This window comes from Bradyrhizobium sp. SZCCHNR1051, assembly GCF_032489615.1.
Taxonomy (GTDB): domain Bacteria; phylum Pseudomonadota; class Alphaproteobacteria; order Rhizobiales; family Xanthobacteraceae; genus Bradyrhizobium.
Genome location: NZ_JAUEYJ010000006.1, coordinates 226,958 through 240,129 on the forward strand (window position 1 = coordinate 226,958; position 13,172 = coordinate 240,129).

A 13,172-nucleotide genomic window follows, 5' to 3' on the forward strand; every position below is an offset into this window, starting at 1 on the left:
CGCGCGGATTAGGATAAGCAAGAATTGGACCAGTAAGGGAATGTTCTTGCTCCCATGGCGTTGACGCAGAGATTAGAATTCCGCCAGTCGCAGTCGCTGGTGATGACACCGCAGCTGATGCAGGCGATCAAGCTGCTGCAACTGTCCAATCTCGACCTCTCCACGTTCGTCGAAGAGGAGCTGGAGCGCAATCCGCTGCTGGAGCGCGCGAGCGACGGTCCGGAAGCGCCGGTCGCCGGCGAGCAGCAGATGTCCGAGCGCGCCGAGTTCTCGGAAGGCAGCGAAGCCAACGGCGACGATTTCGGCGAGGGTGCGAGCGGCGGCGGCGAGAGCTTCGAGGGCGCCCAGGAAGACTGGATGAGCCGCGATCTCGGCACCCGTACGGAGATCGAACAGACGCTCGACACCGGGCTCGACAACGTGTTCTCCGAGGAGCCGGCTGAGGCCGCCGCGCGTACCGCGCAGGACGCAGCGCCGACCACCTACACCGAATGGGGCGGCGGCGCCTCCGGTGACGAGGACTACAATCTCGAAGCCTTTGTCGCGGCCGAGACCACGCTGTCGGATCATCTCGCCGAGCAGGCGGCGGTGGCCTTCACCGCGCCGGCGGACCGCATGATCGGCCAGTATCTGATCGATCTGGTCGACGAGGCCGGCTATCTGCCGGCCGATCTCGGCCAGGCCGCCGACCGCCTCGGCGCCGAGCAGGCCGACGTCGATGCCGTGCTCGGCGTGCTGCAGACCTTCGATCCGCCGGGCATCTGCGCGCGCAACTTGAGCGAATGTCTCGCGATCCAGCTGCGCGAGCTCGACCGCTACGATCCGGCGATGCAGGCGCTGGTCGAGCATCTCGATCTGCTGGCGAAGCGCGACTTCGTTGCCCTTCGCAAGCTGTGCGCCGTCGACGACGAGGACCTCGTCGACATGATCGGCGAGATCCGCAGGCTCGATCCGAAGCCGGGGCTGAAGTTCGGCACCACGCGCACGCAGACCATGGTGCCCGACGTCTACGTCCGTCCCGGTCCCGACGGCGGCTGGCTGGTCGAGCTCAACAGCGACACGCTGCCGCGCGTCCTCGTGAATCAGGTCTATTACTCCGAGCTGTCGAAGACGATCCGAAAGGACGGCGACAAGTCCTACTTCACCGACTGCCTGCAGAACGCGACGTGGCTGGTGCGCGCGCTCGATCAGCGCGCCCGCACGATCCTGAAAGTGGCGACCGAGATCGTGCGCCAGCAGGACGGCTTCTTCACCCATGGTGTCGCGCATCTGCGTCCGCTCAACTTGAAGGCCGTTGCGGATGCGATCCAGATGCACGAATCGACCGTGTCGCGCGTTACCGCCAACAAATACATGGCGACCAATCGCGGCACGTTCGAGCTGAAATATTTCTTCACCGCCTCGATCGCATCGGCCGATGGCGGCGAGGCGCATTCGGCAGAGGCCGTACGTCACCACATCAAGCAACTGATCGATGCGGAAGATCCCTCCGCAATTCTCTCCGATGATACGATCGTCGAGAAGCTGCGCGCCGCGGGCATCGACATCGCCCGCCGCACGGTCGCGAAATACCGGGAGGCGATGCGGATCCCGTCCTCGGTACAGCGCCGCCGCGACAAGCAGAGCATGCTGGCGCATGCCCTCTCGGCCCCTGCCAGCGCCGACCGCACCCGGGATACCGCGTCAGTTTGACCGCTGCGCAAGATTGCGCCTTCACCAAATAGGCTTAGTGTCATACTTGGTTCACATGAATCGAGGCGGCACATGACCCTGCGGATTTCCGGAAAGAGCATCAGCGTCAGCGAAGCGCTGCGTGGGCGCGTCAGCGAGCGCACCGACGAGGTCTTGCGAAAGTACTTCGACGGCAACTATTCCGGCCATGTCACGCTCTCCAAGGACGGTTTCGGGTTCAAGACCGATTGCGCGCTGCACCTCGATTCGGGCATCACGCTCGAGGCCGAATCGAACGCGCCGGACGCCTATGCCAGCGCCGACCAGGCGCTCCTGATGATCGAGAAGCGCCTGCGCCGCTACAAGAGCCGGCTGAAGGACCGCTCGGGGCGCAAATCCCATGCCGCCAATGCGGCGCTCGCCAATCTCGACGGCGCGGTGCTGGATGCGCCGAGCTACGTGATCGAGGCGCCGGCCGAGGGCGACGAGGAGATCACCGGCTACAGCCCGGTGATCATTGCCGAGAACACCACGGCGTTGAAGCGCCTGTCGGTGTCCGAAGCCGTGATGGAGCTCGATCTTTCGGGGGCACCCTGCATGGTGTTTCAGCACGGCTCCAGCGGCCGGGTGAACATCATCTACCGCCGCGCCGACGGCAATATCGGCTGGGTCGATCCGCCGGCGGTGAAGCCGTAGTCCCGCGGATGCGTTCCAGGGATCTTCCGGCGGCGCGAAAACCGGTTCCCGATCAGGCGGTTGGCCGACCGGTTGCGACGTCACGCCACGGCAATGAACAGATGCGATCAAGCGGTTGGGGCGCTGGCGCCTTCAGGCCGCCACGCTCCGGCGATCTTTAAGGATAGGCTGCGGGAACACGCTTGCGGGTGTTGGCACGGCCGTTGCGTTGGGGTAGAAGCCCCACCCATCGGACACGGGTTAAGCCCGCCTGCCGCCTCAGCTTCTTGACGCCGGTCTGTCCCGACCTATTTCGCACCCTGACGGTTCAATCACCTCGGAACGCCCTATGCCGATTACCGATCTGGTCGCACCCGAGGCGATCGTGCCGGCTTTGAAGGTCATCAGTAAGAAGCAGGCGCTGCAGGAGCTGGCAGCGCGCGCGGCTGCGCTGACCGGGCAGAACGAGCGCAACGTGTTCGAAGTCCTGCTGCAGCGGGAGAAGCTCGGAACCACGGCCGTCGGCTATGGCGTCGCGATTCCCCACGGCAAGCTGCCGAAGCTGGAGAAGCTGTTCGGCCTGTTCGCCCGGCTGGAGCGGCCGATCGATTTCGAAGCCATGGACGGCCAGCCGGTCGATCTCGTGTTCCTGCTGCTGGCGCCGGAAGGCGCCGGTGCCGACCATCTGAAGGCCCTGGCGCGGATCGCCCGCCTGCTCCGCGACCAGGATGTCGCCAAGAAGCTCCGTGCCTCGCGCGACGCCCAGGCGATCTATTCGGTGCTGGCGCTACCGCCCGCTTCCGCGGCCTGACGTCGTATCGCGCCGCCCTGCAACGACCGAGAAAGCCTGCTGACGAGCCTCCGCGCGGCACCGAACCCGTTCGTCCGCGCGGGCGTGTGCAACGGCGTCGGCTCGTAGCCGAACTCGACGACGAGCTCCTGGAATGCCTCGCTGCGGAGCAGGTCGAAATGATGCGGCATCATTCGCTCCTTGTAGATGCCGACCTTCCGGCCGCGTCCCGACGACGTCAGGCCGCGGCCGAGCACATCGAGCTCCGCGGCCGTCTTGCGCGGAAGTCCCAGGTAGTCGCAGATGCGGTTAAGGACAGGAAACGACGACCGCGCCACATCGTCGATCGCGAGCTCTGAATAGAGCTCTTCGAACTTCACGGTCAGGCAGGCTGGCGAGTCCAGCCAGCTCATGAACTTCTTGATGCCCGATCGGGGCAAAGAGAGGAGGGTCGATGTGATTCGGGAGGCGTCATCGGGGTGAGCGGCCGATCCGGCCGACCGCAGATAGGCGTTCCACTTCCGCATCTTCGGATAGGCCGCCGAGTGGTAGACGAAGTCGACCCAGCTCACGACGATGTCGCGGGGGTCGCGGACGATGAACAGCATCTTGTGTTCCGGTCTGCCCAGGAGATATTGCTCAAGATACGGACAATACTCGGTGTGCGAGGCGCAGGAGTAGCCGGAGCGCAGGGCCGACGCCCAGAGCGGGGCCGGAAGCGCGCGTCCGTAGTCGAGCGAACCGTCCGGATTCAGCTTGCTGATCGATGACGTGTAGGTGTGATAGCCGACATCGACATGACCGCCCAGCGCTCTGACGAGTTCGACCAGCAGGTACGTCCCCGCTTTCGGCACGCTGTTGCAGATGACGTAGTAAGGGCTCGGCCCCGGCGGAGGACTGTCAAGAAAGACGTGCCGGTTGGGTAGGGTCCCGAGTGCAAGTTCTCGAAAGACGCCTGCATCAAGCCGTGATCCATGCATTTGCCATCCCTACACATGCTCGTCACACAGCGGACTAGCGCGTGCCGCAACAGGGACAACTTAAGGATTGGACACCTTCGCCTTAAACCGTGTCGGATTGTATCTGGTTGTCAAATCGACCGTTCCGGACATCGACGGAAACATATTTCTCAAAAGCACTTCGGCAGCCGCTTCGTCCTTCCCCGGCTATCGCAATGATCTCGCCATGTAGCGCACCGTCTTGGCGCCGCCATGGATGCTGGCCGCCGCCAGCGGCGCGAAGCCGAGCGCAGCATGAAACGCGTCCGACTGCGGATTGGGCGGATCCAGATTGACCTCGCAGACGATGCGGTCGTGGTCCGCCGCGGTCGCTTCCCGAATCAGCTCCTCATAGAGCTGCCGCGCCAGGCCCCGGCCGCGGGCGGCCGGCGCCACCACGATGCGGTCGACATAGATGAACCGATCGTAGCGCGCGCGAAACCAGCGGTGATTGGGATTGTCATAGGCGGCGGCGTGGTCCAGCGCGATCATCAGCGCATCGGCCTCGCCAATCCGCCAGGCCCGCCATGCCTGATCGAGCAGCTGCATGAACGTTTCCGGCGTGAGCCACGACAGCTCGGAGGCATGCGCGTTGTTGAGCGCGAGCAGTGCGTCCGCGAGCGCAGGATCTGCACGCAACCCGGCTGCGCTCATGGGTGTTGTCAGCAACGTCATGCGCGGCGATCGTTCCAAGCAGCCCAGCAGAAAAAAGGGCCGTCTCCGTTTCCGGGGACCGCCCTCGTGTCAGTCCGTGAGCCGCGTGCTCCTCATGAGCATCGAGTCTCACGAGAGCGGTCGCTGCAAGCGCTGCGGCTCGGCCTTTGCGTCAGTGGACGCTCACGGCCTGGAGTTCGTGGCTCCACGCATTCGCAATCGCTGCTTCGCGGCTGTCGGTAAGCATGATCGGCGTGCCGTCGGCGGCATGCAAGGCGAACAGCTTCAGTCCCGGCGCGATGTGCGGCGCCTGCGGAAACAGTCCCGGTACGTCTTCAGAGCGGATCTGCTTCACATAAGCGATGTGGCCCTCGCCCAGGGTCGCCAGTGACTCCAGGGAGACGGGGGATTCCGACGCGACATTACCTTCAGTCATGGTCTCGACTCCTTCTGAGACTCAAGCGGTCGAGTCCGCTACTCGTTCCATCAAACCATTATTCGTGTTCATTGATAGCGATTGTCTTAACGATCCGCTCAGGCTCCGGCCTGGCCAGATCGACCGACAACAACCCGTTCTTCAGGTCCGCACCGAGCACATGCATTCCCTCCGCCAGCACGAAGGTGCGCTGGAAGTGGCGCGCGGCGATGCCGCGATGAATGTATTGCCTGGTCTTGTCGTCCTGCTGCCGGCCGCGGATGACGAGCTGGTTTTCCTCAATGGTGACATCGAGTTGGTCGCGGGTAAAACCCGCCACAGCCAGCGTGATCCGCAGACGCTCGGGCTGGCCATTGGTGCGCTCGAACCGCTCGATATTGTAGGGCGGATAACCGTCGGCACCTTTGACGACGCGGTCGAGCACGCGCTCGATCTCGTCGAAGCCCAGCAGGAACGGACTGGAGAGCGAAGGAACACGAGACATGGTTTACAAAGTCCTCTCGAAGCGACTTTGATGTATCAGGGCCCTGACGGCACCCCTTGAGCAGCAATATGGGCACGATCCGGGGCGCGTTCAAGCACCCCGAATGCGCCGGAACGGCCAGCCTGTGGAAGGGTTTAAACGGACAGCCGCTGCCGGCCGTCGGCCGAGAACAGATGCAGCTTGGCCCGCGGCGCCACGGCGCGAATCCGCGCGCCGATCTCCGGCGCGGCGGTGCCCGGCAGCCGCACGATGATGTCGTTGGCGGTCGCGGTGAGCCGGTCATCGCTGCCCATATCCTGGCGCGCGCCATAGACATAGGTCTCGGCGCCGACATGCTCGATCGCCTCGACGCGGAGGTCGAGCCCGACCCCGCCCGCCGGAACGGTGTCGCCGAGCTGGAAATCCTCAGGCCGGATGCCGAGCTGGCCCGCCTCTGCGGGAACCGCGTCGGCGCCGTGCAACTGGGCGCGCACGCCATCGGTCGGCATCAGGTTCATCGGCGGTGCGCCGATGAAGGACGCGACGAAGGTGGTCGCGGGCTTCTGATAGATGTCGAGCGGATTGCCGATCTGCTCGACCTTGCCGCCGTTCATCACCACCAGGATGTCGGCGAGCGTCATGGCCTCGAGCTGGTCGTGGGTGACGTAGATCGCGGTGGTGTTGAGCCGGCGCTGCAATTTGCGGATCTCGACCCGCATCGCGATGCGCAGCTTGGCGTCGAGGTTGGACAGCGGCTCGTCGAACAGGAACACCTTGGGTTGGCGCACGATGGCGCGGCCCATCGCCACGCGCTGACGCTGGCCCCCGGACAGCTGCCGCGGCTTCCGCTCGAGCATGGAGCCGAGCTCGAGAATGCGCGCGGCGTCCTCGACGCGCGTCCTGATCTCCTTCTCCGCCATGCCGCGATTGCGCAGGCCGTAGGCCATGTTGTTATAGACGGTCATGTGCGGATAGAGCGCATAGTTCTGGAACACCATCGCGATGTCGCGATCGGCAGGCTCGATGGCATTGACGATGCGGCCGCCGATGTCGATCTCGCCCGACGTGATCGTCTCGAGCCCCGCGACCATCCGCAGCAGGGTGGATTTGCCGCAGCCCGACGGCCCGACCAGCACGCAGAACTGACCATCGCCGACATCGACATCGACGCCTTTGATGGCTTCGAAGCCGCCGGGATAGACCTTGCGGACGTTGCGGAGTGTGACGTTGGCCATGGGTTACCTAGCGAATAGCGAATGGGGAGTGGCGAACAGGGAAGGGGACGAAGCGAGCCGTTGCGCGAACATCCCTGTTCGCCACTCGCCATTCGCTATTCGCCCCCTCGTCACTTTTCCGTCTCCACCAGCCCCTTGACGAACAGGCGCTGCATGACGACGACGACGAACACCGGCGGCAGCATCGCGAGCACGGCGGTCGCCATGACGACCGGCCACTCCGTCAGCGCGTCGGTCGTCGTGATCATCTTGCGGATGCCGATCTGGATGGTCTGCATGTCGTCGCGCGTGGTGATCAGCAGCGGCCAGAGATATTGATTCCAGCCGAGGATGAACAGGATCACGAACAGCGCCGCCATGTTGGTGCGCGACAGCGGCAGCAAGGTGTCCCAGAAGAAGCGGAGCGGCCCGGCGCCGTCGATGCGGGATGCCTCCAGGAGCTCATCCGGCACGGTCATGAAGAACTGGCGGAACAGCAGCGTGGCGGTGGCCGAGGCGATCAGGGGCAGCGCCAGCCCCGCATAGCTGTCGAGCATGTGCAGGTCGGCGACGATCTTGTAGGTCGGATAGATGCGCACCTCGACCGGCAGCATGAGGGTGATGAAGATCAGCCAGAAGATCGGCATGCGGAACGGGAAGCGGAAGTAGACGACCGCATAGGCCGAGATGATCGAGATCGCAATCTTGCCGACGGCGATCAGCAGCGCCATGACCAGTGAGTTCAGCAGCATGGTCGCCACCGGCTCGCGGGTCGAGCCGCTCGTGCCGACGAAGATGGTCTGATAGTAGGTCGACAGGAAGTGCCCGCCCGGCAGCAGCGACATCTGCCCGTTGGCGATGACCGCATTGTCCTGCGTCGAGGCGACGAACGCGAGATACACCGGGAACGCCACGATCGCGATTCCGATCCACAGGATGGCGTGCGCGACGTAGCGTCGAATGCCTTCTTGCTCGACCATCAGTAGGTCACCTTGCGCTCGACGAAGCGGAACTGGATCGCCGTCAGCACGATGACGATGACCATCAGAACGACGGATTGTGCGGCCGACGAGCCGAGATTGCCGCCGAGCAGGCCGTCCGTGTAGACCTTGTAGACCAGCGTCTCGGTGGACTTGCCCGGGCCGCCACGGGTCATCGTGTCGATGATGCCGAACGTCTCGAAGAAGGCGTAGACGATGTTGATGACCAGCAGGAAAAAGATGGTCGGCGACAGCAGCGGGAAGGTCACGGTCCAGAACCGCCGCATCGGCCGCGCGCCGTCGATCGCGGCGGCCTCGAGCACGCTGCGGGGGATGCTCTGCAGCCCGGCGAGGAAGAACAGGAAGTTGTAGGAGATCTGCTTCCAGGCGGCAGCGAGGATGATCTGCAGCGCCGCCTGGTCGCCGTCGAGCAGCGGATTCCAGTCGATGCCCATCGCGCGCAGATAGCGCGAGATCACGCCGAGCGACGGATGCAGCATGAAGATCCAGAGCACGCCCACCACCGGCGGCGCGACCGCGTAGGGCCAGATCAGCAGCGTCCGGTACAGCGTGACGCCGCGCAGCGGCTTGTCCGCCATGACCGCGAGCAGCAGCGCGACCGAGAGCGACGAGAGCGCGATGGCGAAGGAGAAGCCGAAGGTGCGGAGAATGGCTTGAAAATAGTCAGGCTGACTGAGCAGGTCGGCGTAGTTCTCGAACCAGACGAAGCTCGTGGACAGGCCGAACGCGTCCTGCAGCAGGAACGACTGGATAACGGCCTGGATCGCGGGCCAATAGAAGAAAATCAGCACGATCGCGAGCTGGGGAGCGACCAGCACGAACGGCAGCAGTTTTGATTGGAAGATGGCGTTCTTCTGCATGGTCGGTCGGCGAGCCGGCAGGCCGCGGGTGGCCTGCCGGCTCTTGGCCTCACTTCACGGCCGTCTTTTCGAACTGGCGCAGCATTTGGTTGCCGCGCTCGACCGCGGCGTCCAGCGCCTGCTTGGCGGTCTTCTTGCCGGCCAGAGCCTGCTCGATCTCCTCCGACCAGACGTCACGCAGTTGCACCATGTTGCCAAGACGCAGGCCGCGGGAATTCTCCGTCGGCTCCTTGTTGGTCAATTCGAGCAGCGGCGTCTCCAGGTAGGGCTGATCCTTGTAGAAGCCCTCGGCCTTGGCCTTCGCGTAGGCCGCCTTGGTGATCGGCAGATAGCCCGAGGCCTTGTGGATATAGACCTGACGATCGGTGTCCGAGAGGAAGGTCAGGAACTTCGCCACGCCCTTGTATTCGTCCGCGCTCTTGCCGCCCATCACCCAGAGCGAGGCGCCGCCGATGATCGAGTTCTGCGGTGCGCCCTTGGCGTCGGGATAATAGGGCATCGGCGCAGCGGTGAAGGCGAACTTGGCCTGCGCCTTGACGTTGCCGAAGAACGCCGACGAGGTCAGGTAGATCGGGCATTCGCCCGAGGTGAAGCGGCCCTCGCCGGTGTTGGTGCGGCCGGCATAGTCGTAGGTCTTGTCCTTCTGCAGCTCGACCAGGTTTTCGAGATGCTTCACCTGCAGCGGACCGTTGAACTCCAGCACGGTGTCGAAGCCGTCGAGACCGTTCGCCTTGCTGGCGAGCGGCACGTTGTGCCAGGCGGAGAGCTGCTCGAGATTGACCCAGGTGACCCACGAGCCGGAGAAGCCGCAGGTCGGATGGCCGGCCGCCTTCAGCTTCTTGGCGGTCTCGAACAGCTCGGGCCAGGTCTTCGGGATCTCGGCGTTGACCTTCTTCAGCTCGTCGAGATTGACCCACATGACGGTGGATGAGGAGTTGAAGGGGAAGGAGAGCATTTCGCCCTTCGAGGTCGAATAGTAGCCGGTGATGGCCGGCAGGTAGCTCTTGGGATCGAACTTCTCGCTGGCGTCCTGCATCAGCTTGTAGACCGGCTTCACGGCGCCGGTGGCGGCCATCATCGTGGCGGTGCCGACCTCGAACACCTGCATGATATGCGGCGCATTGCCGGCGCGGAAGGCGGCAATGCCGGCATTCATCGTGTCGGCGTAGTTGCCCTTGTAGGTCGGAACGACCTTGTAGTCGGTCTGCGAGGTGTTGAAATCGTTGGCGAGCTTGACGATGACGTCGTTGTTGGCGCCGGTCATCGCGTGCCACCACTGAATCTCCGTCACCGCATGTGCGGGTGCGGCGGCGCCAAGGACCAGCGTGGCTGCCGCGGCGGCGGCGGTCCAGAATTGTCGAAGTGACATTAAAAAATACCTCCCATGGAACGTCATCGGCGTCGCGGCCGTAGCAGCGCGAGATGACAGTTTTGTGAATGTATAACCGGTTGGATCGTCAGCGGAAAGCGCGTTCGTCGCGGCTTCGCGGCGGAATGCCGCGACTTGTGCGAGACGGCGCGGCGCCGGGGCGATGCCCCAGGCGACGCTAGCGTGGGGAGACGACAGGCTGATGGCGCTTCAGCGCTTGCGCTCGGCGCACACCGTGCCCTGGGACAGCAGGGCCTGGATCTCGTGCTCCGAGTAGCCGAACTCGCTGAGCACCTCCTGCGCATGCTGGCTGAATTTCGGCGGGGTGGAGCGCAGGGTCGGCTTGCTGCGTTCGAGCCGGATCGGCGACGCGACGCCCTTATACCAGTCCTTTTCGATGACATCGCCGCGGTAGATCGTGTGCGGACTGGTCAGCGCCTGGTCGATCTTCTGCACGGGTCCCGCCGGCAGGCCGGCCGCGAGCAGCCGGTCGCACAGCGGCTCCGCCTCGAATTGGCTGAAGACGGCGGCGAGCTCGCCGCGCAGCGCCTCGCGATTGGCGACGCGATCCTTGTTGCGGGCGAAGCGCGGATCGGTGCCGAGCTCCGGCCGGCCGATTTCCTTGGCGAGCTTGCGGAAGGTGCCGTCATTGCCGACGCCGATGAAGATATCGTCCGTCTTGGTCGGGAAGATTGCGTAGGGAACGAGGTTCGGATGCTCGTTGCCGGTCAGCGACGGCGGCTTGCCGTGCATGAAGTAGTTTGCGGTATGCGGATGCATGATCGCGAGGCCGGTCTCATACAGCGTGACCTCGAGGAACTGGCCGAGCCCAGAGCGCTGCCGTTCCGACAGCGCCATCAGGATGCCGATCGCGGCATAGAGTCCGGTGGTGATGTCGACCAGCGGCACGCCGATCCGCATCGGTCCGCTCTGCGAGGAGCCGGTCGCGGCGATCATGCCGGTCATCGCCTGGATGATCGCGTCATAGCCGGGATTGCCGCCGCGCGGACCGTCGGCGCCGAAGCCGCAGATGCGGCAGTGCACCAGCTTCGGGAATTTCTCGCGCAGCGTGTCGCTGCCGATGCCCCACTTCTCCAAGGTGCCGGGCTTGAAGTTCTCGATCAGCACGTCGGCGGTCTCGAGCATCCGCATCAGCACGACGCGGCCACCCTCGGAAGCGAGATCGAGGCCGATCGAACGCTTGTTGCGGTTGATCCCGACGAAATAGGCAGCGTCTTCGTCGTGGAAGGGAGGGCCCCAGTCGCGGACCTCGTCGCCGGCCGGCGGTTCGACCTTGATCACGTCGGCTCCGTGATCGGCCAGGATCTGTGTGCAGTAGGGCCCGCCGAGCACGCGCGTCAGATCGATCACGCGCAGTCCGGCCATGGCGCCGGGAGCAAATTGGGGTGTCATCGGATGTCGCGAGGTTGGTTTCAGCTCGCGGCCATTAAGCATTGCTGCGGCGCTGGTGCAAACGCGGCTCGCCGAATGGCGCCGTCGCGAAAACGCGAGGCCTGCCCTGCGGCGGGCGCGGGAAAACGCTGCCGCAGGGCGGAATTCAGCCTCAGACGACGGTCAGCTTGACATCGACATTTCCGCGCGTGGCGTTGGAATAGGGGCACACCTCGTGCGCCTTGGCGACCAGAGCCTCGGCGTCGGCCTTGGCGAGGCCGGGCAGCGACACCGCGAGCTCGACGGTGATGCCGAAGCCGCCTTCTGAACGCGGGCCGATGCCGACGGTCGAGGTCACCGACGTGTCGGCGGGAACCTTCGGGCCGCCCTGCGAGCCGACAAACTTCATCGCGCCGATGAAGCAGGCCGCATAGCCGGCCGCGAACAACTGCTCCGGATTGTTGCCGGCGCCACCGCCGCCGCCGAGCTCCTTCGGGGTGGAGAGCTTGACCTTGAGCGAGCCGTCGAGGGTCGCGGCTTCGCCGTCGCGGCCGCCGGTCGCCTTGGCGCTGGTCTTGTAGAGCACGTTCACGGACATGGGGTGTCTCCCGGTTGGATGGACGAATTCAGTGGCGCTATATTGCACGCAATTGAATTGTGAACAATATAATTGTTCGGTAGAAAATTCGTGATCGGGGCGCCGGGCCCGTTGTCGACCCGAGGCGTGCGGGCTCAAGATGCCGATAGGATCGACCTATGGTGACCTCGATGCGAAAGAAGTCCGTGGCTGACGCGCCGCTCCAACTCGGCAACCAGCTCTGCTTCGCCGTCTATTCGACCGCCCATGCCTTCAACCGGGTCTACAAGCCTTTGCTCGACCGTCTCGGCCTCACCTATCCGCAATATCTGGTGATGCTGGTGCTGTGGGAGCGCGACGGCCTGTCGGTGAAGGAGATCGGCGAGCGGCTATTCCTGGATTCCGGCACGCTGACGCCGCTGCTGAAGCGGATGGAGGCGCTGCATTTCATCAGGCGGACACGATCGGCCGAGGACGAGCGTCAGGTGATCGTCACCCTCACCGCCCAGGGCGCGGGCCTGCGCGACAAGGCAAGGTCGATCGTGCCGCCCGCGATCCTGGATGCGACGGGCTGCTCGCTCGCGGAACTGGCCGACCTGCACGGCAAGCTGGTGCGCCTGCGGGAGCATTTGAATGCGGCGGTGGAGGGGTGAGGAGCGGTCAGACTGGACCGAGCAGGCGCTTCTTTGAGAATGCCCGCCCAGAATGCGATTTCAGGTAGGTCTCGAACGCCAACGCGCGATGCTTGTCCGGAAAGGCGCAATACCAGACCAGCATCCACGGCATGAACTTGGACGTGTGAACTGACCGGCCAGCGTTGTGATCCTTCAGGCGCTGTCTGATGTCCGCTGTCGCGCCGACATATTCCTGCTCGGGGAAGGCGAGGCTGCGGATGATGTAGACGTACCACATGCGAAGGCACTCGCCGCGAAGGACTGCGGGCCGGCATTCTGCAATCGGGAAGGGAGTTTGTCATCCCGGCTGCCTGCGTACGAAATCAAGTCGTAAACCGTAGGCAGGCGTGACTCGAGAAAACACCAGCTGGAGAAGATGACGGGCCTCTCAAAGCCCG

General features: G+C 64.3%; 15 protein-coding genes. 4 read left to right on the forward strand and 11 right to left on the reverse strand.

Going from position 1 to position 13,172, the window contains the following annotated elements; translation table 11 throughout:
- The first annotated feature begins 54 nt into the window (after window positions 1-54).
- The 3 genes from rpoN (at window position 55) to ptsN (ending at window position 3,157) form a co-directional block, all read left to right on the forward strand.
- Window positions 55-1,692, forward strand: a complete 1,638-nt coding sequence (rpoN, locus tag QW868_RS09535; protein WP_315741250.1) for an RNA polymerase factor sigma-54 — start codon at window positions 55-57, stop codon at window positions 1,690-1,692.
- Window positions 1,693-1,764: 72 nt separating this feature from the next.
- Complete coding sequence (gene hpf, locus QW868_RS09540; RefSeq protein WP_315741249.1) at window positions 1,765-2,367, forward strand: ribosome hibernation-promoting factor, HPF/YfiA family; 603 nt, start codon at window positions 1,765-1,767, stop codon at window positions 2,365-2,367.
- A gap of 328 nt (window positions 2,368-2,695) precedes the next feature.
- Window positions 2,696-3,157, forward strand: coding sequence for a PTS IIA-like nitrogen regulatory protein PtsN (gene ptsN / locus QW868_RS09545; RefSeq protein ID WP_315716874.1), 462 nt, complete (start codon window positions 2,696-2,698; stop codon window positions 3,155-3,157).
- Here the strand turns inward: ptsN and QW868_RS09550 are convergent.
- The 10 genes from QW868_RS09550 to QW868_RS09595 all read right to left on the reverse strand — a co-directional run bounded on the left by QW868_RS09550 (window position 3,118) and on the right by QW868_RS09595 (window position 12,121).
- On the reverse strand, window positions 3,118-4,116 hold the full coding sequence (locus QW868_RS09550) for a sulfotransferase domain-containing protein (RefSeq protein ID WP_315813588.1): 999 nt from the start codon (window positions 4,114-4,116) through the stop codon (window positions 3,118-3,120). The two genes, ptsN and QW868_RS09550, sit on opposite strands and share 40 nt — an antisense overlap.
- Window positions 4,117-4,302: 186 nt before the next feature.
- Window positions 4,303-4,809: a GNAT family N-acetyltransferase gene (locus QW868_RS09555; RefSeq protein ID WP_316230413.1), complete on the reverse strand. Its 507-nt coding sequence runs from the start codon at window positions 4,807-4,809 to the stop codon at window positions 4,303-4,305.
- Window positions 4,810-4,960: 151 nt separating this feature from the next.
- Window positions 4,961-5,224 (reverse strand): DUF1150 family protein, encoded by a 264-nt coding sequence (locus QW868_RS09560; RefSeq protein WP_009026315.1) that lies wholly within the window; start codon window positions 5,222-5,224, stop codon window positions 4,961-4,963.
- Window positions 5,225-5,282: 58 nt separating this feature from the next.
- Entirely contained in the window at window positions 5,283-5,708 is a 426-nt protein-coding gene (locus QW868_RS09565) for an Hsp20 family protein (RefSeq protein WP_006613108.1), read from the reverse strand.
- A 134-nt stretch (window positions 5,709-5,842) separates the two neighbouring features.
- Window positions 5,843-6,922, reverse strand: coding sequence for a sn-glycerol-3-phosphate import ATP-binding protein UgpC (locus QW868_RS09570; RefSeq protein WP_315758164.1), 1,080 nt, complete (start codon window positions 6,920-6,922; stop codon window positions 5,843-5,845).
- A gap of 110 nt (window positions 6,923-7,032) precedes the next feature.
- On the reverse strand, window positions 7,033-7,881 hold the full coding sequence (ugpE, locus tag QW868_RS09575; protein ID WP_315758163.1) for a sn-glycerol-3-phosphate ABC transporter permease UgpE: 849 nt from the start codon (window positions 7,879-7,881) through the stop codon (window positions 7,033-7,035).
- Window positions 7,881-8,762: a sn-glycerol-3-phosphate ABC transporter permease UgpA gene (ugpA, locus tag QW868_RS09580; protein ID WP_315741244.1), complete on the reverse strand. Its 882-nt coding sequence runs from the start codon at window positions 8,760-8,762 to the stop codon at window positions 7,881-7,883. The genes ugpE and ugpA overlap by 1 nt, the downstream gene beginning before the upstream one ends.
- Before the next feature lie 49 nt (window positions 8,763-8,811).
- On the reverse strand, window positions 8,812-10,131 hold the full coding sequence (gene ugpB / locus QW868_RS09585; protein ID WP_315758162.1) for a sn-glycerol-3-phosphate ABC transporter substrate-binding protein UgpB: 1,320 nt from the start codon (window positions 10,129-10,131) through the stop codon (window positions 8,812-8,814).
- A 210-nt stretch (window positions 10,132-10,341) separates the two neighbouring features.
- Window positions 10,342-11,544: a CaiB/BaiF CoA-transferase family protein gene (locus QW868_RS09590; protein ID WP_316230414.1), complete on the reverse strand. Its 1,203-nt coding sequence runs from the start codon at window positions 11,542-11,544 to the stop codon at window positions 10,342-10,344.
- A gap of 151 nt (window positions 11,545-11,695) precedes the next feature.
- A complete protein-coding gene (locus tag QW868_RS09595; RefSeq protein ID WP_315741241.1) occupies window positions 11,696-12,121 on the reverse strand; it encodes an organic hydroperoxide resistance protein in 426 nt (141 codons plus the stop codon).
- Window positions 12,122-12,291: 170 nt separating this feature from the next.
- Between QW868_RS09595 and QW868_RS09600 the strand changes: the two genes are divergently transcribed.
- The gene (locus QW868_RS09600; RefSeq protein WP_316230415.1) at window positions 12,292-12,753 is read left to right on the forward strand and encodes a MarR family transcriptional regulator; all 462 of its coding nucleotides are present in this window, start codon (window positions 12,292-12,294) and stop codon (window positions 12,751-12,753) included.
- 7 nt (window positions 12,754-12,760) lie between these two features.
- On the opposite strand, the gene QW868_RS09605 is transcribed toward QW868_RS09600, so the two are convergent.
- Window positions 12,761-13,012 (reverse strand): GIY-YIG nuclease family protein, encoded by a 252-nt coding sequence (locus QW868_RS09605; protein ID WP_315741239.1) that lies wholly within the window; start codon window positions 13,010-13,012, stop codon window positions 12,761-12,763.
- Window positions 13,013-13,172 lie beyond the last annotated feature (160 nt).

Bases quoted from the DNA above. Each gene is read 5' to 3' on its own strand.
- rpoN (WP_315741250.1), top strand. From the start codon at position 55: ATGGCGTTGACGCAGAGATTAGAATTCCGCCAGTCGCAGTCGCTGGTG.
- hpf (WP_315741249.1), top strand. From the start codon at position 1,765: ATGACCCTGCGGATTTCCGGAAAGAGCATCAGCGTCAGCGAAGCGCTG.
- ptsN (WP_315716874.1), top strand. From the start codon at position 2,696: ATGCCGATTACCGATCTGGTCGCACCCGAGGCGATCGTGCCGGCTTTG.
- QW868_RS09550 (WP_315813588.1), bottom strand. From the start codon at position 4,116: ATGCATGGATCACGGCTTGATGCAGGCGTCTTTCGAGAACTTGCACTC.
- QW868_RS09555 (WP_316230413.1), bottom strand. From the start codon at position 4,809: ATGACGTTGCTGACAACACCCATGAGCGCAGCCGGGTTGCGTGCAGAT.
- QW868_RS09560 (WP_009026315.1), bottom strand. From the start codon at position 5,224: ATGACTGAAGGTAATGTCGCGTCGGAATCCCCCGTCTCCCTGGAGTCA.
- QW868_RS09565 (WP_006613108.1), bottom strand. From the start codon at position 5,708: ATGTCTCGTGTTCCTTCGCTCTCCAGTCCGTTCCTGCTGGGCTTCGAC.
- QW868_RS09570 (WP_315758164.1), bottom strand. From the start codon at position 6,922: ATGGCCAACGTCACACTCCGCAACGTCCGCAAGGTCTATCCCGGCGGC.
- ugpE (WP_315758163.1), bottom strand. From the start codon at position 7,881: ATGGTCGAGCAAGAAGGCATTCGACGCTACGTCGCGCACGCCATCCTG.
- ugpA (WP_315741244.1), bottom strand. From the start codon at position 8,762: ATGCAGAAGAACGCCATCTTCCAATCAAAACTGCTGCCGTTCGTGCTG.
- ugpB (WP_315758162.1), bottom strand. From the start codon at position 10,131: ATGTCACTTCGACAATTCTGGACCGCCGCCGCCGCGGCAGCCACGCTG.
- QW868_RS09590 (WP_316230414.1), bottom strand. From the start codon at position 11,544: ATGACACCCCAATTTGCTCCCGGCGCCATGGCCGGACTGCGCGTGATC.
- QW868_RS09595 (WP_315741241.1), bottom strand. From the start codon at position 12,121: ATGTCCGTGAACGTGCTCTACAAGACCAGCGCCAAGGCGACCGGCGGC.
- QW868_RS09600 (WP_316230415.1), top strand. From the start codon at position 12,292: ATGCGAAAGAAGTCCGTGGCTGACGCGCCGCTCCAACTCGGCAACCAG.
- QW868_RS09605 (WP_315741239.1), bottom strand. From the start codon at position 13,012: ATGTGGTACGTCTACATCATCCGCAGCCTCGCCTTCCCCGAGCAGGAA.